Source organism: Methylobacterium sp. DB0501 (genome assembly GCF_011043735.1).
GTDB classification, from domain to species: domain Bacteria; phylum Pseudomonadota; class Alphaproteobacteria; order Rhizobiales; family Beijerinckiaceae; genus Methylobacterium; species Methylobacterium alsaeris.
Genome location: NZ_JAAKGV010000034.1, coordinates 23635 through 48332 on the forward strand (window position 1 = coordinate 23635; position 24698 = coordinate 48332).

Sequence of the window (24698 nt, forward strand, 5' to 3'; positions counted from 1 at the left end):
CCCTCACGCAGGAACGGCTGTTTCCCGCACTGGCCGCGCCACCAGCCCGGCGCGCCGTTTGTCCTTCAGCCGGTAGCTCTCGCCCGTGATCGTCACCACGCTGGCATGGTGCAGCACCCGGTCCAGCATCGCCGCTGTCAGCACCGCGTCGCCGGCAAACGCCTGGTCCCACGCCCCGAACGACAGGTTCGAGGTCAGGATCATCGCGCCCCGCTCGTAGCGCTTGGCCGCCACCTGGAAGAACAGGTTCGCCTGCTCGCGCGCGAACGGCAGGTAGCCGATCTCGTCGACGATCAGCAGCCGGTAGAGGTTCACCGCCCGGTGCATCGCCTCCTTCAGGCGCCCCTGGCGCTGCGCCGTCTCCAGCGTCAGAACCAGGTCCGCCGCACTGGTGAAGCGCACCTTCATCCCGCGCTGCGTCGCCAGGTAGCCGAGCGCGATCGCCAGATGCGTCTTGCCCACGCCGGACGGACCCAGGAACACCACGTTCTGCGCCCGCTCCACGAAGGCCAGGCTGGCCAGTTCCTGGATCTGCGCCCGCGGCGCCCCGGTGGCGAAGCCGAAGTCGTAGCCCTCCAGCGTCTTCACCGCTGGGAACCCCGCAACCCGAGCGAACATCTCCCGTGCCCGGGTGCGCCGGGCCTCGCGCTCGGCCCGCAGCACCTCCTCCAGGAAGACCGCATAGGGCGTGTCGCGCTCGGATGCCGCCTGCGCGAGCGCGCCGTAGGCCGCGGGCACCGCCTGCAGGCGCAACTCGGCGCAGAGTTCGGCGAGGCGGGCATGCTGCAGGTCGCTCATGCCAGCTCTCCCGTCATCAAGCCCGAGAGCCCGTCGTAGAGCGCAAGCGGGTGCTGCAGCCCGACCACCGGGTGGGCGGGAGCCGGCACCGCCGGGGCCTGGATCTGGCGCACCGAGCGTCCGCCGTAGGGCGGCGGCACCGGCTGCAACTGCGCCTGCTCCACCTCCAGGCGCTCGGCCGGCACCGCGCCGGTCGTGGCATGGACCCGCTGGTTGGCGACCGTGCGCAGCCAGCGACCCGCCGCAAGGTTGGCTGCCTCCCGGTCGAGCACCAGCCCTTCCTGGCTCAGCCGGCTAGCCAGCGGCACGTAGAAGCTGCCGCGCAGGTAGCGGATGAAGCGCTCGACCTTGCCCTTCGTCTGCGCTCGCCCAGGCTGGCACAGCCGGGGCCGGAAGCCGCAATGGCGGGCGAAGTCCAGGAAGCCGGCCTGGAAGCGATGACGCCCGCGACCGTAGGCGTTCCGCTCCACCACCACGGTACGCATGTTGTCGTAGAGCACCTCGCGCGGCACACCCCCGAAGGCCAGGAAGGCGTTCTCGTGGGCGGCAATCAGCGTCTCGAGGCGCTCGTCGGTGACGAACTCGAGGTAGGCCGCCCGGCTCCAGCCCAGCGTCGCCACGAACACCGAGAGACGGTCGGCGCCGCGCCGCATCACCGCCCAGTCGACCTGCATCTGCTCGCCCGGCGCAGTCTCGAAGCGCACCACCGGCTGCGGGGCCGGCGCCGGCGCGAGGCCGGCGACGAACTCCTTGAGCATCGTGTAGCCGCCCGCATAACCCCGCTCGCGCAGCTCGCCGAGCAACACGCTGGCCGGGATCCGCTCCGGCGCCGCAGCCGCGAGGCGCTCCACCACGTAGCCCTTGAACGGGTCGAGCTTGCCCGGTCTGGGCGGCCGCCCCTTATAGCGCGCCGCCGCCTCGTCGCGCAGGTAGCGCCTCACCGTGTTGCGCGACAGACCCGTCGCGCGGGCAATCTCGCGGATGCCCTTCCCGTGCCGATGCAACACCCGGATCTCCAACGCTGCCTCCTCACCCACCATCCGGGCCTCCTCCCGCAGAAGGAGCCCAGCCTACGGCCTGGGTCAGGTTTCAGTCGGCGACTGGGTCAGTTTCACATCGGCGGCTACAGCTGGCGCAAGGAGTTCGGCGGGCTCAAGTCCGACCAGGTGCGTCGGATGAAGGAGCTGGAGACTGAGAACCAGCGGCTACGCAAGGCGATCGCGGATCTCACGCTCGACAAGCTGATCCTGCAGGAGGCGGCCCGGGGAAACTTCTGAGCCCCGCGCGCCGGCGCGCCTGCATCGAGCATGTCCGGACCGTGCTGACGGTCTCCGAGCGGCGCGCCTGTCGCGCCCTCGGGCAGCATCGCTCGACGCAGCGCAAGGTGCCGCGGGGGAGAGACGACGACCCGATGCAACAGGCCGTGCGCGACGCCTTGATCGGCTTCATGGCCGCGACTGCGCAGGCGCAGGCCGAGGCGACGAAGGAAGCGCAGCGCGCCGGCATCGCTCACGCCAAGAGCCGGGATGACGCCTACCGCGTGCGGTCGGAAGCCGTCCTACACCCGGGCCCAACTCGACGCCGTGCTCGCCAAGCTCGCCCACGGTGCCCACATCTCGCCCATCGCCCGGGACACTGGCCTGTCGAGGCAGGCCGTCTACAGGATCAAAGAGGACCCGGCCGAGGCGGAGGCGATCCTAGCGCGATGGGTGGCATGAGGACGGGGATCGATCAATTTGCGGCCAAGGGGCGGGAAATCAGCGCCCGCGTTCGGCGAGAGCGAGCCAAGCAACATGCCGCCGAGCTGGCCCCTGTCATCGCCGAGCTGCGCGCTGGCGGCGCGACGACGTTGCAGGCCATCGCGACCGGCTTGAACAAACGCGGCATCCCTACGGCGCGAGGTGGCACGTGGTCGGCCGTCCAGGTTAGTCGCGTCATCGCTTGGATGGCCTGACAGCGGCGGGCCGGGCTGTTCCTCCGAAGAGACCCGACCCGCCGGTGACGCCAACCGAGCGGCCGAGGGGCCGCAGGGCTGGTGTGACTGCCGGGCCAATGATCGGCTGCTAGGACCGTTCCAACACGTTGCCGGAGAGTACCGGGGAGCACCACTTTGGATGGGGGCCCTACATGGCGCCTCCCCGGCCCCAGGATAACCTGGGTAGCTATCTTATGTTGCTGCGCTCGGGCGATCAACATAGCCGCCGCCTGGAGCGTAACACCGACACCAGAATGCCGTTGATGAAGACCAATCCGGTCCCTGGCAGTCCCCGGAACAAGCCCTATGTTGCCCTTGAGACGGCGCTTGCGTTAGCGCTAGGAGCCCCCTCGGGACGCAATGCCCCGTTATCGCTTCAGCTTGATAGTCAACGAGCGCTGCCGTCGCTCAGGCTTGGCACATCGGCAGGTTACTCCTCAACTTTCCCGATCACTATGACGCTTGGGCTGTGGGAGTGCTCATAGTCGAAGCCGAGGATGGCAAAGCGAGCTTCGCCATCTCGATGGCGGAGATTGCAGGCAGATATTTGGGTGCCGTACTGCACTGATGAATGCCGTGTCTCTCACGATAGGCCGGTCCGCTTGACGCAAGTATCCCCTGATCCAGCCAGTAAGGCGCGCAACCCAGCCACAAGATCGCGTAGGCTGCGCTGATATTCTTCGGCGACGGACGAGGTCACGGAGCGACGCTCACGGATCGATAGAATGCGCCCGGAAGGAGTCTCTACGATCCTCACGTTTTTCTCACCCAGAATAGCTCGCAACCGCTCAAGATATTGGCTCTCGGACATCCTGCGCGGCTGAAATGAATAGCGCACGCCAAACGGGCGAGTGCGGCTCGTTCGCCCTGAGTAGTAGACACGATTTCGCATTGTAACCCTTATTGCCTGCCGATCATCTTCTCATCAAGCCGGCGCGCCACTCGCGTCCAATACAGCACCGTGACGCCGACACATGGCAGCATCAGGGTCGCAGCTAAGGCGATGTAGGATGCGAGGCTCACTGCGCCAGACTGTAGAGCACGATGCGGTCCAGCGCCTCGTCGAAGGTCGGGTGCACGCCTTCAATCGGTTCGTAGAGGGCGCCCTTCATGCGCTCGGCCGTGAACCACTCCCGGGTCAAGTCGCCTTCCTCATCCTCTTGCCAGAGGTGCACGCGCCCGATCGTCTCGCCACCGCGGTAGACCTGCCGGACGTGTGAGTGGCCATCGGGCCCCGGGATCCAGGCTTCGTCGACAGTGATCGGCATTGCTCACCCCAAAGGTGTCAGCCAGGTAGCAGCCCGCCTTTGTGCGGCGAGACGTCCGGCAGAGACGATACCCTGTCCCCGTGCGGCTGTCGGCCCTGCCAGAGTTTGACGAACCGTTGCGGTTCATGCCGAATGCCAGCTTGGGCGGCTCGCATCCCGCGAGTCGCTGAGGAGACCACCGCCGCAGCAGTGAGACCCTAGAACGCCAAACGGCCCCACTCCTTGCCGGGAGAGAGGCCGTGGCGCCGCCGAAACGGCATATCGGAACTGATTGCACCTCCGATATCGCCAGACACTCCCTCGGGAGTCAAGCTTGAACCTCGGTTCAGGCAACGGTGGCGGTTTGCCTGGTGAACGGAGCGCATGCCGGCGCCTCCGATCGATCTGCCGCGGTCCGAGAGGGCCGAACGATGACCTATGCCGAGATGAAAGAGGCGATCGCCCGGGCGCTGCCGGCGGCGCTCCCGGCCCTACGCGCGCAGCTCTACGACCTGAATGGCGCCGGGCGCATCAGCGACCGAGATGCCGGGGAGCTCGACGAGGTGATTGAGGTGCGGCGCACTGCCGGCCGGGCCTCACCCGCCACGCTCGCGCCCTCCCCTGCCGTGCCGATCGGCGTCGTCATGGCGCGCACCTCACTCTTCCCGCCCCGCCTTCGCCCCCGCATCAGCGACCGCCCCGCCGCAAAGCTCCGCCGCCGGCGCATCGCCTATTCCGGCCCAATCCCGCCGGGGCTCGCCGAGCGGTTCACGGTAGGCGAGATCGCCGTGCTCGGGATCGTCGCGAACGAGATCGCGGCCAAGGGCCGATGCGACTGCTCGGTGGCCGAGATTGCGCAGCGCGCCGGCGTCTGCACGCGGCTGGTGCAGCAGGCGATCAAGGAGGCCCGCCTGCAGGGCCTCATGTCAGTCGAAGAACGCAAACAGAAAGGCGGCAAGCACCTCACGAACGTCATCCGCGTGCTCTCGCCCGAATGGGCCGCCTGGCTCGCCCGGCGCAGCAAGGCGAGGGGGGTGGGTGAATCGAAGTTCGCCCCTCCGGATACAAGGGGATTCTTCCCTTCTTTAGAATCGAGAGCGGCGCTGCGCGGAAGCCGCCAGACGGGTTTTCGGAGGGGGGATTCGGGATCCGGTGCGGCTGAGCGAGCGGCGGAGCGTCCGCGATTCTAGCCTGAGACGGCCGACAGCCCTGGAATCGCGAGCGCCGGACCATGGGGAGGATCCGGCGCTTGGGGAGGGATTCGGAATCGAATGCGGCGCGCTCAGACGATGCCCTTCCGGACCGCGTCCATCATCCGCTTGAACCCCTCGCGGTAGGGCAGCCGCTCGCGGTCGCACCATTCGATGAAGTCGACCTGGTCGGAGACGTTGATCCGCGTCGTGAACGAGGTCGTCGGCTCCTCCGAGGCGCGGCGCCGCTTGATCGGCTTCGGGGCGTCGCGCTCCACGAATCCATGGGCGGCGGCCGCCGTGCGGCTCACCGCGGGCACATTCGCGGGGGCGGGCGCGGCCGGCTTGAAGTCGCCGAGGTTCGCGAGGCCGGCAGGCGTAGGCTTAGACATGGGCGGGCTCTCTGGCTGTGCGCAGGATCTCGACGATCTCGCCGGCGAGCGCGTCGGCGTTCTCTCTCGCCTTGTCGAGGCCGTTGACGGCCTGTGGGTCGAGTTCGTCGAGGCTCTGGCGGTAGGTGAACATGGAGCGGTAGGCGGCCCGTTCGGCGAGGTCGGTCGCCATCATCGGAATGCCGGCCGAGGCCATCGTCTCGCGGATCACCCGCTCGTCGCGGGTCGCGAACCCGGGCTTCGTGCGGGTGAACAGGACGCGGTAGTGCCGCGGGCCGACGGTCGCCGCCTGGTCTTCGATGTAGGCGATCGCGCGGCGCGCCTGCGTCGCGTCCATTGCCGAGCCCTGCATGGGGATGAGGGTCAGGTCGGCCGCCAGGATTGCCGAGGCGACCATGAGCGAGGCGGTGCCCTCGAGGTCGGCGATCACGAACTGGCTACGGCCCCCCTCCCCTTTCAGCATGCGGCCGATGTTGGTCGAATCGGCGTGCCCGATCACGGTGACCGGGCAGGCGCTCGGCCCGTCCTTCCAGGCGACGAGGTTGCGGTTCGGGTCGCAGTCGAACAGCGTCACCGACGCCCCGTGGCGGGCGAGCGTCGTCGCGAGCACGAGGGCGGTCGTGCTCTTGCCGGTCCCGCCTTTGGGATTGCTGACGGCAATTACAGCCATGTGGGGTCACCTCACGTATGGTCACTGGGAGCAGTGTGGGGCGGCATCGCTCAACGCCACGTTAATTGCCGTGACACTCTTTGGCGTGATGCGGCGTAGCGCGGCGTGACGTCAAGGCAGTTAACGTCATTTGGCGTGATGTGAAGTGACGTGACTTCATATGAAGTCATTTGAAGGCGCTGGCCTTGGTCCCGGATCCGTTCCGCCGAAAGCCGTGCCCTGTGTCCGCAGGGTACACCCTGTTGAGGCAGATACGTGAGACAGCCCTGGCCGTCTCAACAGGGTTGCAAATTGAACCGCGAGACAGCTAGGGATGGTCCTCCAGACCCTAGCGTGACGAGTGATGGGCAAAATCGGTTACGCACGCGTCAGCACCACGGATCAGGACCTCACCCTCCAGCTCGCCGCCCTCTCCGCGGCAGGATGCGGCGTCATCCGATCCGAGAAGATCACCGGATCTACCGTCGCCGGTCGCGCCGAGCTGCGCACCGTCCTCGACTTCATCGGCAAGGGCGACACTCTCGTCGTCACCCGCATCGATCGCCTCGCCCGATCCCTCGGAGACCTCCAGGACATCGTGCGCGAGCTCAAGGCCAAGGGCGCCTCGCTCGTCGCCACCGAGCAGCCGATCGATACCGGCCCTGCCGCCGGCAAGGCCTTCCTCGACATGCTCGGGGTGTTTGCCGAGTTCGAGACCAACTTGCGGCGCGAGCGCCAGATGGAGGGTATCGCCAAAGCCAAGGCCGCCGGCGTCTACAAGGGTGGTAAGACGCGGATCGCTGCCGACGAGGTGCGCCGTCTGGCAGGGGAGGGGATAGGTCCCTCAGTGATCGCCCGGCAGCTGGGGATTGGCCGAGCCAGCGTTTACCGCTTGCTCAGCTCAGGAAAAGCTGTTTCACAAGACGACCGTCGCCCTTCGGACGTACCTTCATGAAGGAACAGCCACTCCAGCTGGCTGTGTCGGCCTTCTTGTGTCGACCGCGGCGGGCTGGTTCAGCGGCCTGTCCTTCGGCCTGATGCCCCTGTGCTGTGGATCGACACCGAAGTGGGATCCCGGGCTGGATCAGGAACAAGCCCTTATATCTATTCTGAGTGGATCTTCAGCGATCGTAGGGCGCTCTTGAGCGCGAGTGCTCCGACCGCTCGCGCTGAACAGCCGGGGGAAGGGCGCTGCGAACGTCCTCGATCAGCCGCAGCACACGCAGCGCGACGCGGCGCTCTGCCTGCCGAACGTTCCTGGCCAGCTGCCGCAGTGCGAGCTGAGGGATTGTGCCGATCTCCCACAAGACTTGGCGCAGGGCACGTGCGGCTCCGAAGCTGGCCTGCAGATCGAGGCGCAGCTCGGAACGGGCTGGCGCGATCGCGCCGCTGCTCACGAATGCAGCTCTGTCCTCGACATGATCGACCACGTTCACCTTCTCGCTGTAGCGGCGTGCCTCCACAAACAGGCGCTCGTGCAGCTCCGCCGTGCTCGGGGCGAAGTGCGGATCAGCCTGTCGCACCCGCACCGCGGCCTCCAGCCGCTCCCGCTCGATCACCAGACGCGCCTCCTGCCGGTGGCGTGTCAGCCCCACATAGAGCTCGCGCGCATCGCCCGCCGTGAACCCGCAGTAGATCGTCGCCTCGCAGGTGCGGCCCTGCGCTGCGTAGGCGGTCCCAGCATAGCCAAGGCTGATCCGCGGCAGGAGCCGCGCCTTGCTCCGGCCCCTCTGCAGCGTTCGCTGGGTCTGAACCGGCACGAAGCCGGCATAGGCGTCCTCGACCTGCCGGCCATCCTCCAGCCGCACCCGCAGGCGCAGCTCCCCGGCCACATCCGGCCCGATCGCCTCCACGACCGCGCGCGTACCATTGCGGATGCCGTGCTGGCTCAAGCTCTCGCCGAAGCGGACGCGCTCGCCGACTGCCAAGCTCAGCGCCTGCACCTTGTTCTCGCGGTCGCGGGCCGTGACCTCGACGTCAGGACCCGTCAGCACGCCTTCCGTCCGTAGCAGGGTGCGCGCCCCGCAGTTCAGCGCAGCCGCGTCGCGGTTGCGCCGCGTCACCATCAGCACTGCATTCAAGCCGTGCCGCGCCCGCGCCTCGGACCAGAGCGCCAGCGCCCGCGCCTGCACGGTCGCGCCGCCGGAGACGAGCTCGATGCAGCCGCGGCTCGCATAGGCGCGCAAGCCTGCCTCCACCTCGCCGCGCGCCATCAGCACCGAGGCCGCCCGCTGCCAGGGCACCACCTGGCGCCGCACCTCCAATAGCGTGGCGTGGCGGCCGAGCACGTCAGTCACCGCCCGCAGAGCACTCGCTCCCGCCACCGAGGCGAGCTGGCGCCGATCACCCACCAACACCACGCGGGCTCCGCCGGCCTCCGCCGCCGACAGGATGGCGGCAAGGTCCTTCGTGCTCACCATCCCGGCCTCGTCGACCAGCACCAGGCTGTCGGGACCGAGGCTCGTGCCCGCCCCCTGCGCGTGGTCGTGGCGCCATTTGGCAATGGCCTGCGCCGGGATGCCGGTCGAGCTGCGCAGTTCGTCTGCCGCGACCCAACTCGGAGCAAGGCCGATCACCTGAAGTTCACAGCGTCGTGCGATCTCGGTCAGTGCCTTCGCCGTGGTGGTCTTGCCCGTGCCGGCGCCCGCCTCCAGCACGCTGACCGCTGCCGCACCGCTCACGTGGCGCAGGGCCAGCTTCTGCTCCTCGGCCAACTGGGGCGCGCAGGAGAGCACCGCTTCCACAATGGGTACCGGGATCACATGCTCCGCCGCAGGCCGGTCAGCCGCGCGCAGCAGGGCGGCCTCGGCCGCCGCGATGCCGGGCGTCGTCCAGCAGGCCTGTCGCTCGGACCGCACCAACCGTACGAGCTGTCCGGAGCGCTCCAGCTCTGCCAGCTCGGCACGCACCGCCGCCAGTCCGAGTCCCTGCAGCGCCGCCTCGTCGAGCGCCCGTTCGATCAGGCTCTTACGGGAGAGCACGTTCTCGTGTCGGAACAGGGCGGAGGCCGCGCGCGCTACCGGCATCGTGCCCGCAGTCTCGGGTGGGTCGAAGGGCAGCTCTGCACTCAGCTCGGCCTCGTGCTCCGGGGCAAGCTCTCGGGCCGCCTCGGACACGGCGCGCCAGGGATCAAGGTCGAGGGCCGAGAGTTCCGCCCTCCAGCGCACCTCCAGGGCTGGACCGGTCGGCAGGTTGGCCTTGGCGCCGCGTGTGGCAAGCGCGGCGATCTCCTTCTGCGCGCCTGAGGCGGCAGCCCGGTCACCGCCCACCCGCGCCTCGATGGCAGCCGAGCGCTTGGAGAAGGCTTCGATGGCGGTTTGCGGAATGCCGGCGATCTCGAACTGCCCCTGGCCGGCCGGGCGCAGACGCAGGCCGAGCTCGCGCGTGAGCCGCTCGGCGAGCGCCGCCCGATAGGCACTGCCCACCACCAGCTGCCACTGGTACAGCCGTTCCGGCTCCAAGGTCCTGTGTTTTCTATCCTGGGATGCGGCGGCGTTGATGAGCACGCAGTGCGTGTGGCAATTCGGGTCACCCGCTCGCGAGGTGTAGTGGTCGAAGCGCCCGACCATCAGGCCGGTCGGCGCCTCGCGCCACTGTCCGCCGGCTCCGAGCCGCACCTCGGCGAGCTCCTCCGCGTACAGGAAGCCGAGCGCCTCCTCGACGGCGGCGGCATGGATCGCCTCCAGCTGCGCGCGCTGCTCCGGCCCGCTCGCGGCCCAGAGCAGAGAGAGTGTCTTGGGTGCGGTCAGGGTCAGGTCCCAGCCGGCCCGGTGCCCGGCCCCTGCTCCGCGCACCAGCGGCCGGCCGGTCGTTGGATCCACCCCGGCGCAGAGATCGCGAAAACTCTCCAGCGTGATCGGCGCACCGTGGCGCACGACAGCCGGTCCTTGCGTCCACCAGCGACCACCGCCGTCCTGGACGTAGTACTCGTCGCGGTTCCTCGCCTCGCGATAGGGATCGTGGGTGTAGTAGGTGCCGGCTGAGGCCCCGAGGCCCAGCGCGTGCAGCGAGGCGGTCACGCGGGTGGCGCCTTCGGCGCCCGATAGCGGCAGATCTCGCCGACCGCGGCGGGTGGCGGCTCGGCCAGAGCCTCGCCGACGATCCCGGCAAGCTCGGCCAGCCGGTCCTTGATGAAGGCCATCTCCTCGCCGAGCCGCCCGTAGGCGGTGACCCCATCGAGGTGATCGGCGAGCGCACGCAGGGCGAGCTCGGCCGGCGGCAGGCCGGTGCGCTCAGTGGCGGCAGCGAGCCGGGCCGCGAGCTCGGGTGTGAGGGGCAACGTCAGGCTTTGGGCGGCGGACATGGCGGCGGGAATGGCGTGGGTGGATCGACCGATCCTGGCAGCCGAACCTGAGCCGCCACAAGGGCCAAGCCGGCCTCCCTCCGCCCTGCACCTCGGTACGGTTGGCAAAAAGCAGCTTCAGTGCGTGTGGTGTGATCCTACGAAGGCTATGGTTCTTTAACGGCAAAACTAACGGCAGAGGCTGGTAGCCCTGGCAATGCCTGGCAGCCAAGGTGCCGTTAACCGGCGGGCCCCTAGCGCAAGGGGCATGCCCCCCGATCCCAAGAGCCTCGATCCCAAGCGCCTGGCCCGCGATGCCAAGCGTGCCCAGGCCCAGAGGCCGGATGCCGGCATCGGCCGCGAAACCACCGGCGTCACCCGCGCCGTGCGCGCCGGCCTGCCCGTCATCCGCGAGCTGCGCGCGGCCGGCGTGACCTGGGCTGCTATCGCCGAGGCCATGAGCGCACAAGGGGTGACACAGGGGGCGGGCAAGCCCCTGACCGCCACGCGGCTCACCGCCATCGTCACCCAGGTCGAGGCTCAAGAGCGCCGCAAGGCCGAGCGCGAGGCCCGACGCCGCGCACGGCCCGATCTCACCGTCTCGCCTGAGGCGATCTCACCCAGCCCACCCGCAACCTCGCTGCCGCCCTCAGCCACACCGGCCCCGCTGCCAGCTCGCCCTGCCCCGCCAGGACCCGGCGCGCGCGCCACGGAGGAAGAGATCCGGCGTGCCGGCCTGCACGATCTCCACCGCCTCCTGAAGAAGTCCTGAAGAAGGTCCGTCCATGCCCCGCATCCTCCTCGTTGCCCAGGACAAGGGCGGCTCCGGCAAGACCGTGCTGGTGCGCGCGCTCGCCGAGTGCCTGCCCTCCGCTCACCTGATCGAGATCGAGGCCAACCGCCGCCTGATCGAGCTGGAGGATCGCGTCAGCTTCTTCCCCGTGCGGGCCGAGCGCGGCGAGATCAACCGCACGGGTGGCGCCGCCGCGCGGGCCGAGTTCGACGGGCCGCTCAACGCCATCGCCGGAGCACAAGGGCCGGTCATCGTCGATGTCGGCGCCAACACGGCCGGCTCGCTCCTCCCGCTGATCGGCGAGGCGCAGGCGCGCTACGCTCGCCGCGGCGTCGAGTTCGCCCTCCTCGTCGTGCTCACCAGCGAACCCGGTGCGCTCGCCAACGCTCCCGTCCTGCTCGATCTGGCCCGCCCCTTCACGGCGGCGCGCTTTGCCGTGGAGAACCAGATCGAGGGTGCGATCGACTCGAAGGCTCTGAAGGCCTTTGCCAAGGATGTCACCCTGACCCGACTGGAGAAGCTCAGCCTGGATGAGCGCGCCAACGAGCTCCTGCAGAAGGGCGGCTTGCGCTTCATCGGCGAGGATCTCACGGCGGCCGAGGACAGCCTGACCGGGCGCTACGGCTTTGCCGAGGCGGGACGCATCATCGAGGACCTCACCGGCTTCCGGTCCAAGGCCATGCAGGCCGCCGGTCCGGCCGCGCGCTGGTTGGAGGGCTGAGGGCGCATGGCACGTCCGCCTTCTCGGACCCAGCCTTCCACGGTCGAGGCGCGCCTGCAAGCAGCGCAAGAGGCCGAGCGCGCGGCCACGCAGCGGGTGCAGCAGGCGAGCCGCGCCCGGCTGGCCGAGCTCCTGCGACTGGCGCCGCGCGAGCGTCTGACCCACCTCGACGACCCGGCTCTCATTGGTCCGGATCGGGTCAGCCTGCGCCGCTCGCTCCAGGCGAGCCTCGTCCGGCCACGCCGCCGCTGGCGGCCGGGCGGTCGGCTGCAGGCGCTCGGCCGACGTCTTGGGACAGCGCTCCTGCGCCAGCTCCTGCACCCGGCCGTGCTCGGCCTCGTCGCCCTCGGCGGCGTCTGCCTCTCCACGGCCTGGTCCAACACACCGCGCGTAGCGATCGCGACGCAGACGCTGGCCAGCAACGTGGTCGGGCCGGACGGCCGCGTGCAGGCCTACACCGTGCCGGCCCGGAGCTGGGTCGCGGTCGAGCAGCTCGGCACCGACGTGGCGCAGATGCGGGTCTGGTATCCGGGTCAGGGCTACGGACACGGCAGAGTCTGGCGCACCGGGCTCGACTTCGCCCGATAGACCGACCAGCCCTGGTCCATCCTCGCCCGAGCCGCCCGGGAGGCTGAGGCCCTCGCGCGAGGACTGCCGAACGGTCCCGGGGACCGCCTTCAGGCGGTCGCCCGCACCGGCGCCACCGGATCGAGCAGGCCGGCAAAGCGCGCGTCACGGTGAGCGAAGGTCTTGCGCAGCTTGAGCGGGTCGGTGGTGTAGGCCGCGCTGTTGAGGAAGACCAGGCTGTGGCGCTGGGTCAGGCGAGCGAGCTCGGAGGCTGGCACCAGCGCTTCAGGTCCGGGCGCCACGCTCTTCGTCTCCCGGCCGGTAGTCGGATCACGCGAGATCGTCTCCTGCACGCCCGTGAAGGTGCCGAGCGCGTTCGACCAGCGCTCGCGCTCGGCACCCTGCGCGCCCGAGAGGTTGAACAGCATCAGTGCCTCGGCCGTATCGCGCAGGATGGCCGCACCCGCCTCACCATAGGTGTCGACGATCTGCGCCTCCGATTGCCAGAAGGTCCACAACGACACGCCGTAGCCCGGCAGCTCGCCGGCCCCGCGCAGGACCGCGTCGAAGCGCCCGAGCACGTAGGCCTCGTCGATGATGACCAGAAGGCGCTCGGCGACAGGCCTGCGCCGCACGGTGCTGAACAGGGCAGCGAGCAGCCAGCGCACGTAGGGCGCCATCTCCTTGCGGCGATCGTCGGCCGGCAGCACGATGTAGAGGTCGGCGTCGCCCGCGCAAAGCGCGTTGAGGCGGAAGCTATGACCGGTCACGATCCTCTGCATGCGCGGGTCGAGCATCCAGCTGAAGCCCTGCGCTGCGGTCGTGAGAATGCTGGCGCGGCTCTTCTCGTCGTCGGAGTCGAGGATGCCGCGCGCGTCGCAGGCGACCGCGTCGCCGTGCCCCTCGAGCGCCGCGCGCAGCGCCTCGGGATCGCGCACCAGGGCGGCGGCCTCGGGCGCACCCTGTCCGGCCCGGATCACGCATTGTAGCGCTGCCACGATGAGGACACCGGCTCGGTCGCGGAAGAAGGCACCGGCGTCGCTGGTCTGGCCGGTCTCCGGCAGGAGGGCACGGGCCATGCTCTGCAGTTCCAGCACGTCCTCGGGATCGAGGCCGAGCAGCGGGTCCCAGCGATCCGTGCCGTGGGCGAGGCTGAGCGGATCGAGCACATAGACCGTCTGACCCATGCTCTCGCGCCGTCGGCGTACGGCGCGCACGACGTCGCCCTTGGGGTCGATCACCACGGCGGGGCCGGCCCAGGCCTCCGGTTCGGGGAAGGCGAGGTTGGGCAGGATCAAGCCGCTGGTCTTGCCCGTGCGTGGTGGCGCGATGGTGAGCAGGTTACCCTCGACCTGTACGCGCACCGCTCGGCCCGTATCCGGATCGAGGCCGAGCTCGATGCCCTTGCGCATGCGGGCGAGCGCGCGCGGCGAGGCGAACTGCGCGTCGCCGAAGCGGCGCAGACGGTGGCGCAGTGGCACGAGGCGTCCGCCCATCAGAATGAGGCTGCCGAGCGCAATGGCGGCTCCCCAGACGAGGACGAAGGCCTCGCGGCCGCCGCCGGGGAGCGCCTGCGCGCGGCCGAGCGCCATGTTGAGATAAGTGCCGGCTATGCGGACAAAGGCGGCGAGCCAAGCGCGCAGGCCGCTGCCCTCCGGCGTGAACCAGTCGGCCGGGGTTCCTCGCAAGGCCGGCCAGACCCGCGCGTCGAGGCCGTGGCTCGCGAGATACGCGGCCGGGTAGCCGAGCAGGAAAGTGGCGAGCACGACAACGAGGACGAGGCCGGCGCGGAGAGGAAGGTCGGGGCGATGCATGGCGATGGCATAGAGCCGGAGGCTTGAGCATACTGGATACGGCGTAGCTCAACCTTGAGCGAACTCACAAAGCAACTGTTGACCACCTTGATCGGAGCGGGACCGGAGACAACGCTTCGTTAGAGTTGCCCTTGTCATAGAGCGGCCGGCACACACGATCGAGCTGCGATGACCCAGTCCCTTCCCTCCGCCCTGACCCTCTCGTTGCTCATGCTGACTGCTCTGGCCGCGCCGGCGTCAGCCCAGGAGGCACCGCCGCTCGCAGTTGACGATCCGGCTCTGATTCAGGCGGCCAGGAACGCCTGTCGGCTCGATCGGATGCGCACGCCCTGGCTTTTTGGTCTCGAGTCGATGTTCGACCACCTGAAGGAGCCTAACCGGAGGCAGTACGATGCCTGGCTTGTCGAGTATAACCGCTTCATTGAAACGCGGCAGGATCAGATCTTGGTGCGCTTTGCCGAGCAGATGCACAGCCGGCAGCGTCACCGGATCCTCTACAGCGATGCCGAGTGCAAAATCCTGGTTCCGGCCTACGGCCTGGCCTGGACAGCTTCGCACATCGACGTGCGGCCTGGCGACATCAAGAACGGTTGGCTCGTGAGTTCCTGTGACATGCGTCCGTGCGTTGGGCGGCCGCTCGACGAAATTCCAGAGAAGTGCAACATCGCCCCTCTGTCTGATACCTACGTGAAGGACTGCAACAAGCCTGAGTGAACGCGAGATAGTCAAGCAGGCGAGAGGGCTAGATCATCAGTTCGACACGCTGTTGGTCGGTCGGAACAGACTGGGAATGCTCGATTTCTATGGTTCTTGCTCGTTTTTCGTGGATCACGTGGCGAGGGTCATGTGGCGCTTCAGGGGCTATAGACCTGCCCGTCCTTAGCATGGCTGCTTGACGAGCTTGAGCCGGTTTATCTGGCCTCCGGCGTGACCGCTGCTCTAGGGCTCTGTCAAAGCAGCCCTCATGGCAGCGATGTCCCCGTCCAGTCCCGCGGCGAATGTCGCGAAGGCGGGGTCGCTGCAAGCCCGTGCCTGCCTAATCCAGGCGCCGATGTCCGCAGCGCTGTCCTCGCCCTGGTTGCTGATCCTATGGCAGGGCTTGGCTATTGAGCGGGCGGTCAGCAAGTTCTTGTCGATGTTCGCGCGCGGATTGAAGAATAAACCTTCGCCATTGCGGCCCCGCCCGCAGATCCAAATTGGGAAGCGGCTGCGCATGAGTATGATTGAGGCAGAACACGATGGTTATTGAGTCTCAACACGTTCATGGTCACCGATTTAATTTTCAAACGCCTAGATCCTGCTCATACGACTTCGGATATAATATAACATCTTGTTTGATATTGGATTACAACGTTCTCGCCGTTGTGCTGATTGGACCTGATGTAGAGCATCCGTCCGCACACTAAGACGCGAGAGCTCGGCGCACAGCATCTGGCTCACGCTCGATCACGCGTAAGAGCGTCTGCATCGCGGCGTCAGGTCGACGTCGCCCTTGTTCGTAAGCTTCCATCGTCCTCGCCGAGATCCGAAATTGCCGCTCGAACTCCTTCGTCGATGGAGCCACCTTGCGCCTGATCGCCTGCACCCGCTCGGGCGTCAGTACATCATCGGGCACCTCATAGCTCTCGGCTTCGACCTCACCGCGCAGGTAGGCGGCCATCTCCTGAAAGGCCTCGACCAGATCGTCACCGACCCGGGAGCCGGCAGGCTGCTGAGGGCTCTGCGTCATGATTCGACTCCTTTGATGCTCGCGATCGCTTCGAGGATCGCCTTGCGTTGCTCCGGTGAGAGGTCATCCCGCTCATTCTTCGGGTAGGCCGTCATCATGAACAGCACGCCTGGCGCGACCGCGACGTAGTAGACGGTGCGCCCACCCCCGCTCTTTCCACGTCCAGGCAGAGGGAAACGCGCTTTACGAGCCCCACGTAGACCACGGATCATGGGGTGCGCTTCAGGGGCTCGGACGATCGACAATTCGATCGCAGCCTGAGCCTCCTCGCTGAGCCCCATGCTCCTCATCGCCCGGACATAGGGCTTCAGCCGGACGACTTTCATGACCCCATACTACATCAACACGTTACGACATTGTAGGGGTTCGCGCTAACTTCCATGCCTCACGAACGACGCGTGGGGATGCGCTTTGAGCGACCACGGCCTTTTCCGGCAGGAGGTCGCAACCTTTGGTGTGGCCTGATCAGGGAGAGCTTTTGTCCGAGCCTTGCCTGTTTCCCTCAAATCAGCCGGACGGCCTTGCCCCTGTCGATCTCGGCCTCATTGTAGTAGCGCGCCGCCTGCTGCACCGAGCGGTGCTGGGACAGTTGCATCGCTTCGGGCAGCGGTACGCCCTGCTTCCCCGCCTCGGTCATGAACCCCGACCGTAAACCGTGAGCCGAGAACAGCGCCGGGTCGAGCCCGGCCCGGGCGCAACGCGCCTTCAGGATGGCGTTCACGCTCTGCGGGTCGAGCGCCGCCGTGCCGAGCCGCCCCCAACGGTCGATCCGCCGGAACACCGCCCCGCTCTCGATCTTGGCGAGGGCCAGCCAGTCGAGCAGAGCCGTGGCGGCGCGCCCGATCACCACCACACGGGCGTCGTCGTCCGCCGTCGTGGTCTTGGTGCGTCCGAGCCGGATCGTGATCTTCGCGACCATCGGGCTGTCCGGATCGGCCGGATCGCGCGGCACGGGCGCCTCGTGCGTCAGATCTTCGATCCGCAAGGAGGCAACCTCGGCCCGGCGTCGGCCGCCGGAAGCGAAGGCGACCAGCAACAGCGCCTTGTCACGCGCATCGACCAGGCGATGCTCGTACAGGCAGGTAGCGAGCAATTGCTCGATCACCGCGGCGGTGACCGCCCGCGCGCTCTTGCGGGTGCGAGGCCGGCGGTTGGCCCGGACAGCGAGGGAGAGGGCGGTGCGAAGGCGCGGGCCCTTGAAGGGCCCTTCGACGCCGCGGAAGCGGTGGAGAGTCGACCAATGGGCGAGGCGCCGGCGCACGGTCGAGACCGCGTGCGGGCCGGCGACCCGCAGCAGGCCGCGGGCCCGCAGGTCATCTTCGACGGTGCTGGGCATGCCGTGGCGCGGGTCGCTCTCGCGCTCGGCCGGGTCCCAGAGGTGATGGGCGACGAATTTCAGCGCCAAAACCTCGGTCGCCGGCCAGGGCAGAGGGTGGCCGGTGGCCGCGAGGCACCAGGCCTCGAGGTAGCCGAGGTCGGAAGCGAGCGCCCGCAGCGTGTTCTTGCCCATGCCGGAGCGGGCGAGGTGCGTGAGGGTGGCGGCGTCCTCGTCGGTGACGAGGGCGGCGAGTCGCTCACGAGCGTCGAAGGGGAGGAGGCCGGCGAGGGCGTCGAGGTCGCGCTCCCGGGCGAGGGTGGGATCGGGGAGGAGGGCAGGGATGGGATCGGACATCGCGGATGGGTGCTTCAGCACGGGGCTTGAGCCGCATTGGAGCGGAGTTTCGGCCGCGCGTCCATCACCACCGATAAGGGGACATTATCAATGGTCAGAGTGTCCCTCGCGCACTCGTACAGGTGCGCGAAGCGAAATGCCCAATCGCTTCCGTCGTGGTGTGCTGATACAGCTCTGGCAATGGTTTATCGCCTGCTAGAGCCGTTCCCCTGGGCCGCCCTCGCCCCGCCGCTGGCTGCCGCCGAGGACGCGCTGGCCCGCCTCGACCAACACCTCGCCACCAGCCCCATCCGCCACGGCTGGGCCGCCCGCACCGCCTTCGCCGACGCCTGCGCCAGCCTCGCCCTCCAGGGCGACCTCGTGCTCCTCGAAGATCTCGTCCTTCACGATGCCGGCCGCGACCGGCACGCCCCCTCCCAGGAGCTCACCCGCGCACACGCGGTCCTGCGCACCCGCCGCCGTATCTCCGCCGCCGAGCCCGGCTGGGCCACCAGTCCCGCCGGCCTCGCCTCTCTGTCCGAGGATCCGGATGGGGCAGGGGGCCAGGACGCGATCCCGGCACCCGCCGCGCCGTCCATTGACACGGCAGAAGGGGATCTCCCGGAGGTCGACGACGCCTTCTCCGCCGAGCTCGCCGACATCGACGCCCTGATCGCCCGCTCCAGCCGCCGCCTCGCCGACACCGGCCCGGTGAGGGAGAAGTCCCCGCTCGTCTACGATCCAGCCTGGGGCGAGACCGAACGCCTCGCCGCCTGGCGCCACGCCGTCGCCGACACCCGCAGCTTGCCGCCGCTCCTCGCCGCCACCATTGCGGTCGACGCCTGGACCGCCCTCGAGCCGCTCCAGCATCGCGCCTGGCTCGGGCCGCTCCTCGCCGCCGACTTCCTGCGCGCTCGCGACAAGGCCCGACACCACCTGCCCGCCCTCGCCAGTGCCCTGCGCCGCGTGCCCCGGGACCGCTGGCTCTCACGCGATCCGCAGGCCCGCTGGCTCGCCATCCTCGACGCCGTCACCGCGGGGGCCGAGCAAAGCATGAGGGATCACGACCGCTGGATGCTGGCGCGCGAGGGGTTGTTGCTCAAGGTGCGGGGAAGGAGGGGGAGTTCCAGCCTGCCCCGCCTCATCGACCTCGTGCTGGCCCGCCCGCTGGTCTCGGCCACCACCATCGCGGACGAACTCGGCGTGACGCCGCGTGCCGCCCAGACGCTGGTCGCCGAGCTCGGCCTGCGCGAGCTCACCGGTCGAGGACGTTATCGGGCTTGGGGGATCTTGTAAGCCGCTCGCCATCGACCGGAATCAAATCGTGAGAGCGGCGCGCCCTAAAAAGTATTTCTGCACGGGGGTGACCGCGTGCGCTAGATTGCTGATGAGCCAGCCTATTCCGTCGATGGCTGGGGATTGGCCTCTGGCAGGCACTTGCTCAAGGCTCGTGAACCTTCATAAAACTTTCCCTGTTCGGATCTGGAAAGATCCTCGTATCAGAAAGAAGTGACGTGTCGGACGAGATCCAAGCCCACTCAGATGAATTCCAAGCTTCCGAGCCAGACATCGTTGACCTCGCCGCCAGCATCGTTTCGGCCTACGTGACCAGGAACAACGTTCCGGTCGCTGAACTCCCGAACCTGATTGCCTCGGTGCACGCCTCGCTGAGCGGTCTCGGCCGGCCTGCCGCCACACCGGCCGAGGATCACAAGGTCACGGCGGCCCAGATCCGCAAGTCCGTCACCCCGGACGCCATCACCAGCTTCATCGACGGCAAGCCGTACAAGTCGCTCAAGCGGCACCTGACGTCGAACGGTATGACACCCGACCAGTACCGCCAGAAATACGGTCTGCCCCGCAACTACCCGATGGTCGCGGCCACCTACGCCGCCCAGCGCTCCGAACTCGCCAAGAGCCTCGGCCTCGGCCAGATCCGGCGTGATCGGGCTGCCGCCAAGAAGGCGGCTGAGAAGCGGGCCGTCCCGGATCCAGTCGTCGCCGCACCCGCGGACGCGAAGCCAGCACGCCGCGGCCGACCGAAAAAGGCCGAGGCCAGCTCAGCCGAGTGACGTCGGATCCAACGAACCCATGGCCGCGACAGCGTGCCCGACGCACGCTGTTGCTCTCGGGCGTGCTCCTCGTTGCGGGAGGTTTCCTGATCGCCGTGGTCGGCGTGTATTTCGCCCTCGAGGATGTCGTGATCCACTGGATCAAGTAGGCGCGCCGCCTGTTCAGGGTTCTGCGTGTCCGTACGATGCTCGATACGGTGTTATTGCTCGATCCTGAACCGAGCCATGAAGTAGGAAAGCTTTCCGTGTCGCAGCCTCGCACACGCGGGTGCATTGCTCACCGGGAAGAGGGCAGGGGCGGGATCGGCCAGGGTGGAAGGTCATGGAGGTCGAGCTCGGGCCGCATTTGAGCCGATTTCCGGGCCGCGTCCATGATCATCGATAAGCGATCGATCGAGCGCTGGGCGCTGGCACTCCAGACGCGGCCGTCTACAAGGCTAGACTAACCGACCTATTCGCGATCATCGATGGTGCCGGCAGCAAGGTCTTAAACTAATTTTTCGCCGAATATCATCAAATTCTCCTTGGGTATGTCAGAATACAATTTCCCAATTTTGCCGGCAAAATCATTGTTAGTAACGATTTATTGGCATACTACTCCACAGGATCGTTCCGCTTGAACTAGGAGAACCTCAGTGTCAGTCAGCGCAGCCCATCACAGTGGTCGGGTAATCAATCCGCGTGCCACCCTATTGTCCTCACCTGCGCAGAGAATAGCGAAGAAAGCCGATAAAGACGCCGACGACGTAGCCAAGGCCAAGCCGGCTGCACCTAAGCTCGTCTCGAGCAGCCCGCATCAGTTTCTCGACCGCAAAGTGTGATGCGGATTGGCACGATCAAGACCCGTTCGCAAAGCTGGCCCGTCCACCTACCCGAGCGGCGCGGTCTCGCGCGTCGCCTGATTTAGAGCAGGAGGCGGTGGGAAACATAGGGCTACGATTAAGCCTGGTGCCCTGTCGGAGAGCCGGATGTCAGCGCCGTGAAGCTTGGCAATTGCCGCGACAAGGCTCAGTCCGAGCCCATTGCCCGGCGTCGTGCGGCTCCGCTCCAGCCGGTAGAACCGGCGGAGCACCTTATCGCGCTCAGAGGCTGGAATGCCGGGGCCATCGTCGCACACCTCCAAAGCCGGCCCCGGATCGACCGGGCCGTGAGAATGGAGGTTGACTCGCACTGTTGTGCCCCGCGGCGTGTGAGTGAGCGCGTTCTCGATGAGGTTGGCCAGGAGCTGGGCCAGCAATTCACGATCGCCGTCGACCCTGATGCTCGGCACAATCGCGTAGGTCAGGATACGGCCGCCCTCCTCGACGTCGGGCGCGTAGGCCTCGCATACCGTCTCGACCACCTCGCTCAGATCGACGGGTTGGAACACCGCGCGCTGACTACCTGCCTCGACCTGGGAGATGCGCAGCAGCGCTGAAAAAGTCGCGAGTAGGACATCCGCCTCCTCGATCGCCCGCTCAACCGCGGTCGCATAGGCTTGGTTTGTCGTCGGGTGGGTCCGCGTGTGTTCCAGGTTCTGGCGCAGGCGTGAGAGCGGCGAGCGTAGATCGTGGGCGATGTCGTTGGAGACCTGCTGCAGGTTGGCCATCAGCTGCACGATGCGGTCGAGCATCGCGTTCAGGCTCGTGGCAAGCCGGTCGAACTCGTCGCCCGCTCCGCTCTGTTCGACCCGCTGCGTCATATCACCGGCGATAATTGCCTCGGCGGTGCGGGTCACAGCCTCGACGCGCCACAACACTCCCTTCGTTAAAAGGAAGCCGCTGGCCAAGCCGAGCAGCACAGAGATGCCGAGCACGATCGCGAACGCGTTCGAGACGACGTCCTCGACATCCTCGACGCTGCCAAGGTCATCGGCGACGATGAGGGTCGTCCCATCGGGCAGGAGCCTTCGCACCAGCAGCAAACTGTCGGATCCTGTGAGTCGAGCCTCTGCGACGGGACTTGCGTCGACGGCGGGGACGAGAGCCGCTGCGCGCGCCACGAGGTGCTCTCCGGCGACACGCTGCCCATCTTTTCCGAGAAGAGCGTAGTGCAAACGGCTCTCACCGCTAGTGGTATGGGCGTCGATGAGTTTGCGGAACGTGTCGCTGCCATATTGACGAAATTCGTTGAGGAGCTCGGCCGCCTCGCCCTCGACTCGCCGACCAGCCTGGACCTTGAGCGCGTGTGTGACCAGTACCTCGGCGCTAAAGCCGACCGCGGCCACCGAGATCACAAACACCAGTGTATGCAGCAGCGCGAAGCGGACCCCGCTGCCGCGCAGCAACTTAAACCCGCGGCGCACGTAGGCAGTATCCGGCGCCACGGACTGTCTCGATCAGTTCGCAGTCAAATCCCCTGTCCATCTTCGATCGCAGCCGGCTTACGTGCGTCTCGACGATGTTGGTCTTTGGATCAAAGTGGAACTCCCAGACATTCTCCAGCAACATGGTGCGTGTGACGACGCGGTCGACGTTGCGCATCAAGAACTCCAGCAGTCGGAACTCACGCGGTTGCAGCTCGACTGCGCGCACGCCGCGGCGCACCTTGCGGCCGATCAGGTCCATCTCGAGATCGCCCACCCGCAACACCGTCTCGATCGGCGCGATCGGGCGGCGTCGGCCAAGTGCATGGACCCGCGCCAGCAGCTCCGCAAAGGCGAAGGGCTTGGTTAGGTAGTCGTCGCCACCGGCTTCAAACCCCTCGACGCGCTGGCCCACCCCCGACATCGTGGTGAGAAACAGGACGGGCGTCTGCACACCAGCCGCCCGCAAAGTCTTTACCGCGCCGAGACCGTCGAGCCCGGGCAGCATGCGGTCGACGATCATCACGTCGTAAGCCTCGGCCGCTGCGAGGAAGAGGCCGTCGCGCCCATCGCCAGCGTGGTCGACGACGTGGCCGTGCTCGGTTAGGCCCTGGCCGACGTAGTGGGCCGTCTCGGCGTCATCCTCAATCAGCAAGACCTTCATAGGACGCAGGCGCCTCCGGAAGTGTGGATGAGATGCGCAGCCGATGATACCCGCCTCCACGGGCCAGCGATCCATACAATATCGTAACCTCAGGGCATAAAGGAGGCGCAGCGGCCTCGGCACTCCGCGATCCGTGGGACTGGGGGTCCGATCGAGCACAAGCAGGAGCGCCGCTCGAGCGTGGTCGGACGGAGGCGTCGCATGACCGATTAGATTACAGCGGCGTGCAAGCTCCTCATCCCGTGCAGTGACTGAACGATAACAGCCCCCTACATGGCCGCCGAGACCCTCTCCGGCACGCCCGTGCCGACAAACTGCATCTTCCGGCGATAATAGGTCGGCTCGAACACGCCCACCTTCCGGCAGATCTCGTCCACCGTGCTGCCGTGATCCGTAAGCCGGAGGGCGAAAGCATCTGTTCGTTCGTGAAACGGTCGCGAGACATGGCATCCACCCTCCTTCAGAGTTCAGAATGCCCAAAAAATTTACTCTTGGCATAGAAAATCTTGTCTAGAGTTGAGATTCAATCAGCACCAGATCGCCACGACGGCGGCCAGGGCGAGAGCCGCGGCGAAGTTACGGGCGAGCTTGTCGTAGCGTGTGGCGATGCGGCGGAAGTCCTTGAGGCGGCCGAAGACTGCCTCGACCCGCCAGTGGTCGCGATAACGCTGCTTGTCGAGGCGTATCTTGCGCTTGCGGGCGCGCGTGCCGGGAATGACCACGCTGATGCCCTGCTCGCGCGGGTCCTGGCGCAGCCAGTCGGCATCGTCACCCTTGTCGGGGATGAGCCGGCGCACACGGCCCGGCGCCTTGGCCTGCACGGCGGGCGCGGTCTTCACGTCGCTAGCGTTGCCGGGGGTGAGGTGGATGACGCTGGGGCGGCCGATCACGTCGGTGAGGACGTGGATCTTGGTAGTCGGCCCCGCCCGCGACGGGCCGATGTCCTGCGCGCGAGCCCCCTTTCCGCCGTAGGCGGCGCGGTGAGCTTTGACATAGGTGGCGTCGAGGGCTGTCGCCTCACCGGACCACCCGGCTTGCGCGAGGTTCGCCAGCATGGCGCTCCAGAACCCATAACGCGATCATCTGCAGGGGAATCGGGTGAAGGGTCATGGTGCGACGAGCCTGATGAGGTAGTGGTCGTCCCAGCCTGCTGTTTTGAGGGCGAGGCGCATGGAATCCTTGCCCTTTTTGCGGGCTGCGACGTTCACCGCGATGTGGCGGACCGTCAGCATGTTCTCGGGGGCATGAGCCGTACGGATGCGGGAGTGATCGTCGTGGAAGGTGACGTCGAGGATCCAATGCAGGCCGTTCTCGATCGCCCAATGCTGCCGGATGGCAGGCCCGAGGCGGTCGGCGCCGAGCGGTGACGAGGTCAGGTAGCAGCGCGTCTCACGCTCGATCTTGGTTGCCGCGTCACGGGTACTCGCGTCACGAGTGCTGTCGACGACGATGAGGCTCTTCAACCCCGGCCAGGCGTGGCGCTCCTGAAGCCAGGCGACCTGATGGATGACTGTCACGCGCCGGGTCTCGATGCGCCCATGATCGCCCTCGACGGTCTCGTGCGTGCTGATGGTGCAATCGGCAAAGTCCCGGGCTCTCTGTTCCTCGACGAAGAGCGTGACGTCGTCGTGCAGCGTGCCCTGGTTGCCCTTGAGCGCCAGGACATAGTCGGCTTTCTTGTCGAGGATCTTGCGGGCGATGGCACGCTGGCAGCCCATCGCATCGATGGTGACGATCGCGCCCTCGATCGACAGCAGGTCGAGCAGGGCCGGGATCGCCGCAATCTCGTTGGACTTCCCGCTGACCTTGGTCTGGGCCAGCACCAGCCGTTGGCGGGCGGCGAAGGCGGAGACGACGTGAAGGGCATCCC

The 24698-nt window shown here is 67.4% G+C and carries 24 protein-coding genes and 3 pseudogenes; 12 read left to right on the top strand and 15 right to left on the bottom strand.

Annotated features, from left to right (window positions below):
• Positions 1-3 precede the first annotated feature (3 nt).
• Together istB and istA are read right to left on the bottom strand one after the other, a co-directional pair.
• Positions 4-798: an IS21-like element helper ATPase IstB gene (gene istB / locus G4G93_RS32340; RefSeq protein ID WP_139039582.1), complete on the bottom strand. Its 795-nt coding sequence runs from the start codon at positions 796-798 to the stop codon at positions 4-6.
• Positions 795-1838 (bottom strand): IS21 family transposase, encoded by a 1044-nt coding sequence (gene istA / locus G4G93_RS32345; RefSeq protein WP_165091328.1) that lies wholly within the window; start codon positions 1836-1838, stop codon positions 795-797. The genes istB and istA overlap by 4 nt, the downstream gene beginning before the upstream one ends.
• 84 nt (positions 1839-1922) lie before the next feature.
• Here istA and G4G93_RS35645 point away from each other — a divergent pair.
• From G4G93_RS35645 to G4G93_RS32360, 3 genes and pseudogenes are all read left to right on the top strand, one after another.
• A pseudogene (locus G4G93_RS35645) lies at positions 1923-2206 on the top strand (IS3 family transposase); the annotation flags it as partial.
• Positions 2192-2516: pseudogene (locus G4G93_RS32355) on the top strand (helix-turn-helix domain-containing protein); the annotation flags it as partial. The pseudogenes G4G93_RS35645 and G4G93_RS32355, both read left to right, overlap by 15 nt.
• On the top strand, positions 2513-2752 hold the full coding sequence (locus G4G93_RS32360; RefSeq protein ID WP_165091329.1) for a recombinase family protein: 240 nt from the start codon (positions 2513-2515) through the stop codon (positions 2750-2752). The pseudogene G4G93_RS32355 and the gene G4G93_RS32360, both read left to right, overlap by 4 nt.
• Before the next feature lie 1040 nt (positions 2753-3792).
• Here the strand turns inward: G4G93_RS32360 and G4G93_RS32365 are convergent.
• The gene (locus G4G93_RS32365; RefSeq protein WP_165091330.1) at positions 3793-4041 is read right to left on the bottom strand and encodes a hypothetical protein; all 249 of its coding nucleotides are present in this window, start codon (positions 4039-4041) and stop codon (positions 3793-3795) included.
• 410 nt (positions 4042-4451) lie between these two features.
• Here G4G93_RS32365 and G4G93_RS32370 point away from each other — a divergent pair, with 410 nt between their 5' ends.
• On the top strand, positions 4452-5210 hold the full coding sequence (locus tag G4G93_RS32370; RefSeq protein ID WP_165091331.1) for a helix-turn-helix domain-containing protein: 759 nt from the start codon (positions 4452-4454) through the stop codon (positions 5208-5210).
• Between the two features lie 92 nt (positions 5211-5302).
• Here G4G93_RS32370 and G4G93_RS32375 read toward each other — a convergent pair whose 3' ends face one another.
• Both G4G93_RS32375 and G4G93_RS32380 read right to left on the bottom strand, forming a co-directional pair.
• Positions 5303-5602 (bottom strand): hypothetical protein, encoded by a 300-nt coding sequence (locus G4G93_RS32375; protein WP_165091332.1) that lies wholly within the window; start codon positions 5600-5602, stop codon positions 5303-5305.
• The gene (locus G4G93_RS32380) at positions 5595-6272 is read right to left on the bottom strand and encodes a ParA family protein (RefSeq protein ID WP_165091333.1); all 678 of its coding nucleotides are present in this window, start codon (positions 6270-6272) and stop codon (positions 5595-5597) included. Before G4G93_RS32380 ends, G4G93_RS32375 begins: the two co-directional genes overlap by 8 nt.
• A 343-nt stretch (positions 6273-6615) precedes the next feature.
• On the opposite strand from G4G93_RS32380, the gene G4G93_RS32385 reads away from it, so the two are divergent.
• Positions 6616-7206, top strand: coding sequence for a recombinase family protein (locus G4G93_RS32385; protein ID WP_165091334.1), 591 nt, complete (start codon positions 6616-6618; stop codon positions 7204-7206).
• A gap of 166 nt (positions 7207-7372) precedes the next feature.
• Here G4G93_RS32385 and mobF read toward each other — a convergent pair whose 3' ends face one another.
• Positions 7373-10270: a MobF family relaxase gene (gene mobF, locus G4G93_RS32390; protein ID WP_165091335.1), complete on the bottom strand. Its 2898-nt coding sequence runs from the start codon at positions 10268-10270 to the stop codon at positions 7373-7375.
• Positions 10267-10530: a hypothetical protein gene (locus G4G93_RS32395; RefSeq protein ID WP_165091336.1), complete on the bottom strand. Its 264-nt coding sequence runs from the start codon at positions 10528-10530 to the stop codon at positions 10267-10269. Before G4G93_RS32395 ends, mobF begins: the two co-directional genes overlap by 4 nt.
• A gap of 271 nt (positions 10531-10801) precedes the next feature.
• On the opposite strand from G4G93_RS32395, the gene G4G93_RS32400 reads away from it, so the two are divergent.
• From G4G93_RS32400 to G4G93_RS32410, 3 genes are read left to right on the top strand one after another with little or no spacing between them, the layout of a single operon-like run.
• The gene (locus G4G93_RS32400) at positions 10802-11305 is read left to right on the top strand and encodes a hypothetical protein (RefSeq protein WP_165091338.1); all 504 of its coding nucleotides are present in this window, start codon (positions 10802-10804) and stop codon (positions 11303-11305) included.
• A gap of 13 nt (positions 11306-11318) precedes the next feature.
• Positions 11319-12047 carry a hypothetical protein gene (locus G4G93_RS32405; protein ID WP_165091340.1) on the top strand — a complete coding sequence of 243 codons (729 nt, stop codon included), beginning with the start codon at positions 11319-11321 and terminating at the stop codon, positions 12045-12047.
• A gap of 6 nt (positions 12048-12053) precedes the next feature.
• Positions 12054-12635 (top strand): hypothetical protein, encoded by a 582-nt coding sequence (locus G4G93_RS32410; RefSeq protein WP_165091341.1) that lies wholly within the window; start codon positions 12054-12056, stop codon positions 12633-12635.
• 89 nt (positions 12636-12724) lie between these two features.
• On the opposite strand, the gene G4G93_RS32415 is transcribed toward G4G93_RS32410, so the two are convergent.
• Positions 12725-14428: a type IV secretory system conjugative DNA transfer family protein gene (locus tag G4G93_RS32415; protein ID WP_165091343.1), complete on the bottom strand. Its 1704-nt coding sequence runs from the start codon at positions 14426-14428 to the stop codon at positions 12725-12727.
• Positions 14429-14596: 168 nt separating this feature from the next.
• On the opposite strand from G4G93_RS32415, the gene G4G93_RS32420 reads away from it, so the two are divergent.
• Together G4G93_RS32420 and G4G93_RS32425 are read left to right on the top strand one after the other, a co-directional pair.
• Positions 14597-15142 carry a hypothetical protein gene (locus G4G93_RS32420; protein ID WP_091890594.1) on the top strand — a complete coding sequence of 182 codons (546 nt, stop codon included), beginning with the start codon at positions 14597-14599 and terminating at the stop codon, positions 15140-15142.
• Positions 15143-15392: 250 nt separating this feature from the next.
• The gene (locus G4G93_RS32425) at positions 15393-15677 is read left to right on the top strand and encodes a hypothetical protein (RefSeq protein WP_165091344.1); all 285 of its coding nucleotides are present in this window, start codon (positions 15393-15395) and stop codon (positions 15675-15677) included.
• 153 nt (positions 15678-15830) lie between these two features.
• On the opposite strand, the gene G4G93_RS32430 is transcribed toward G4G93_RS32425, so the two are convergent.
• The 3 genes from G4G93_RS32430 to G4G93_RS32440 all read right to left on the bottom strand — a co-directional run bounded on the left by G4G93_RS32430 (position 15831) and on the right by G4G93_RS32440 (position 17829).
• A complete protein-coding gene (locus tag G4G93_RS32430; protein ID WP_165091346.1) occupies positions 15831-16157 on the bottom strand; it encodes a DNA-binding transcriptional regulator in 327 nt (108 codons plus the stop codon).
• A complete protein-coding gene (locus G4G93_RS32435) occupies positions 16154-16438 on the bottom strand; it encodes a type II toxin-antitoxin system RelE/ParE family toxin (protein WP_246737159.1) in 285 nt (94 codons plus the stop codon). Before G4G93_RS32435 ends, G4G93_RS32430 begins: the two co-directional genes overlap by 4 nt.
• A gap of 221 nt (positions 16439-16659) precedes the next feature.
• Entirely contained in the window at positions 16660-17829 is a 1170-nt protein-coding gene (locus tag G4G93_RS32440) for a site-specific integrase (protein WP_165091348.1), read from the bottom strand.
• Positions 17830-18009: 180 nt separating this feature from the next.
• Here G4G93_RS32440 and G4G93_RS32445 point away from each other — a divergent pair, with 180 nt between their 5' ends.
• Positions 18010-19104: an RHE_PE00001 family protein gene (locus G4G93_RS32445; RefSeq protein WP_165091349.1), complete on the top strand. Its 1095-nt coding sequence runs from the start codon at positions 18010-18012 to the stop codon at positions 19102-19104.
• 218 nt (positions 19105-19322) lie between these two features.
• Positions 19323-19880, top strand: a complete 558-nt coding sequence (locus G4G93_RS32450; RefSeq protein ID WP_312892315.1) for a MucR family transcriptional regulator — start codon at positions 19323-19325, stop codon at positions 19878-19880.
• Between the two features lie 868 nt (positions 19881-20748).
• Here G4G93_RS32450 and G4G93_RS36655 read toward each other — a convergent pair.
• The 4 genes and pseudogenes from G4G93_RS36655 to G4G93_RS32470 form a co-directional block, all read right to left on the bottom strand.
• Positions 20749-22185, bottom strand: a complete 1437-nt coding sequence (locus G4G93_RS36655; protein ID WP_165091351.1) for a HAMP domain-containing sensor histidine kinase — start codon at positions 22183-22185, stop codon at positions 20749-20751.
• Positions 22148-22828, bottom strand: a complete 681-nt coding sequence (locus G4G93_RS32460; RefSeq protein ID WP_165091352.1) for a response regulator transcription factor — start codon at positions 22826-22828, stop codon at positions 22148-22150. Before G4G93_RS32460 ends, G4G93_RS36655 begins: the two co-directional genes overlap by 38 nt.
• Positions 22829-23355: 527 nt before the next feature.
• Positions 23356-23907 (bottom strand): annotated as a pseudogene (locus tag G4G93_RS32465) (IS5 family transposase); the annotation flags it as partial.
• A gap of 27 nt (positions 23908-23934) precedes the next feature.
• On the bottom strand, positions 23935-24698 hold a 764-nt coding region (locus tag G4G93_RS32470), incomplete at its 5' end, for an ISAs1 family transposase (protein ID WP_165091354.1).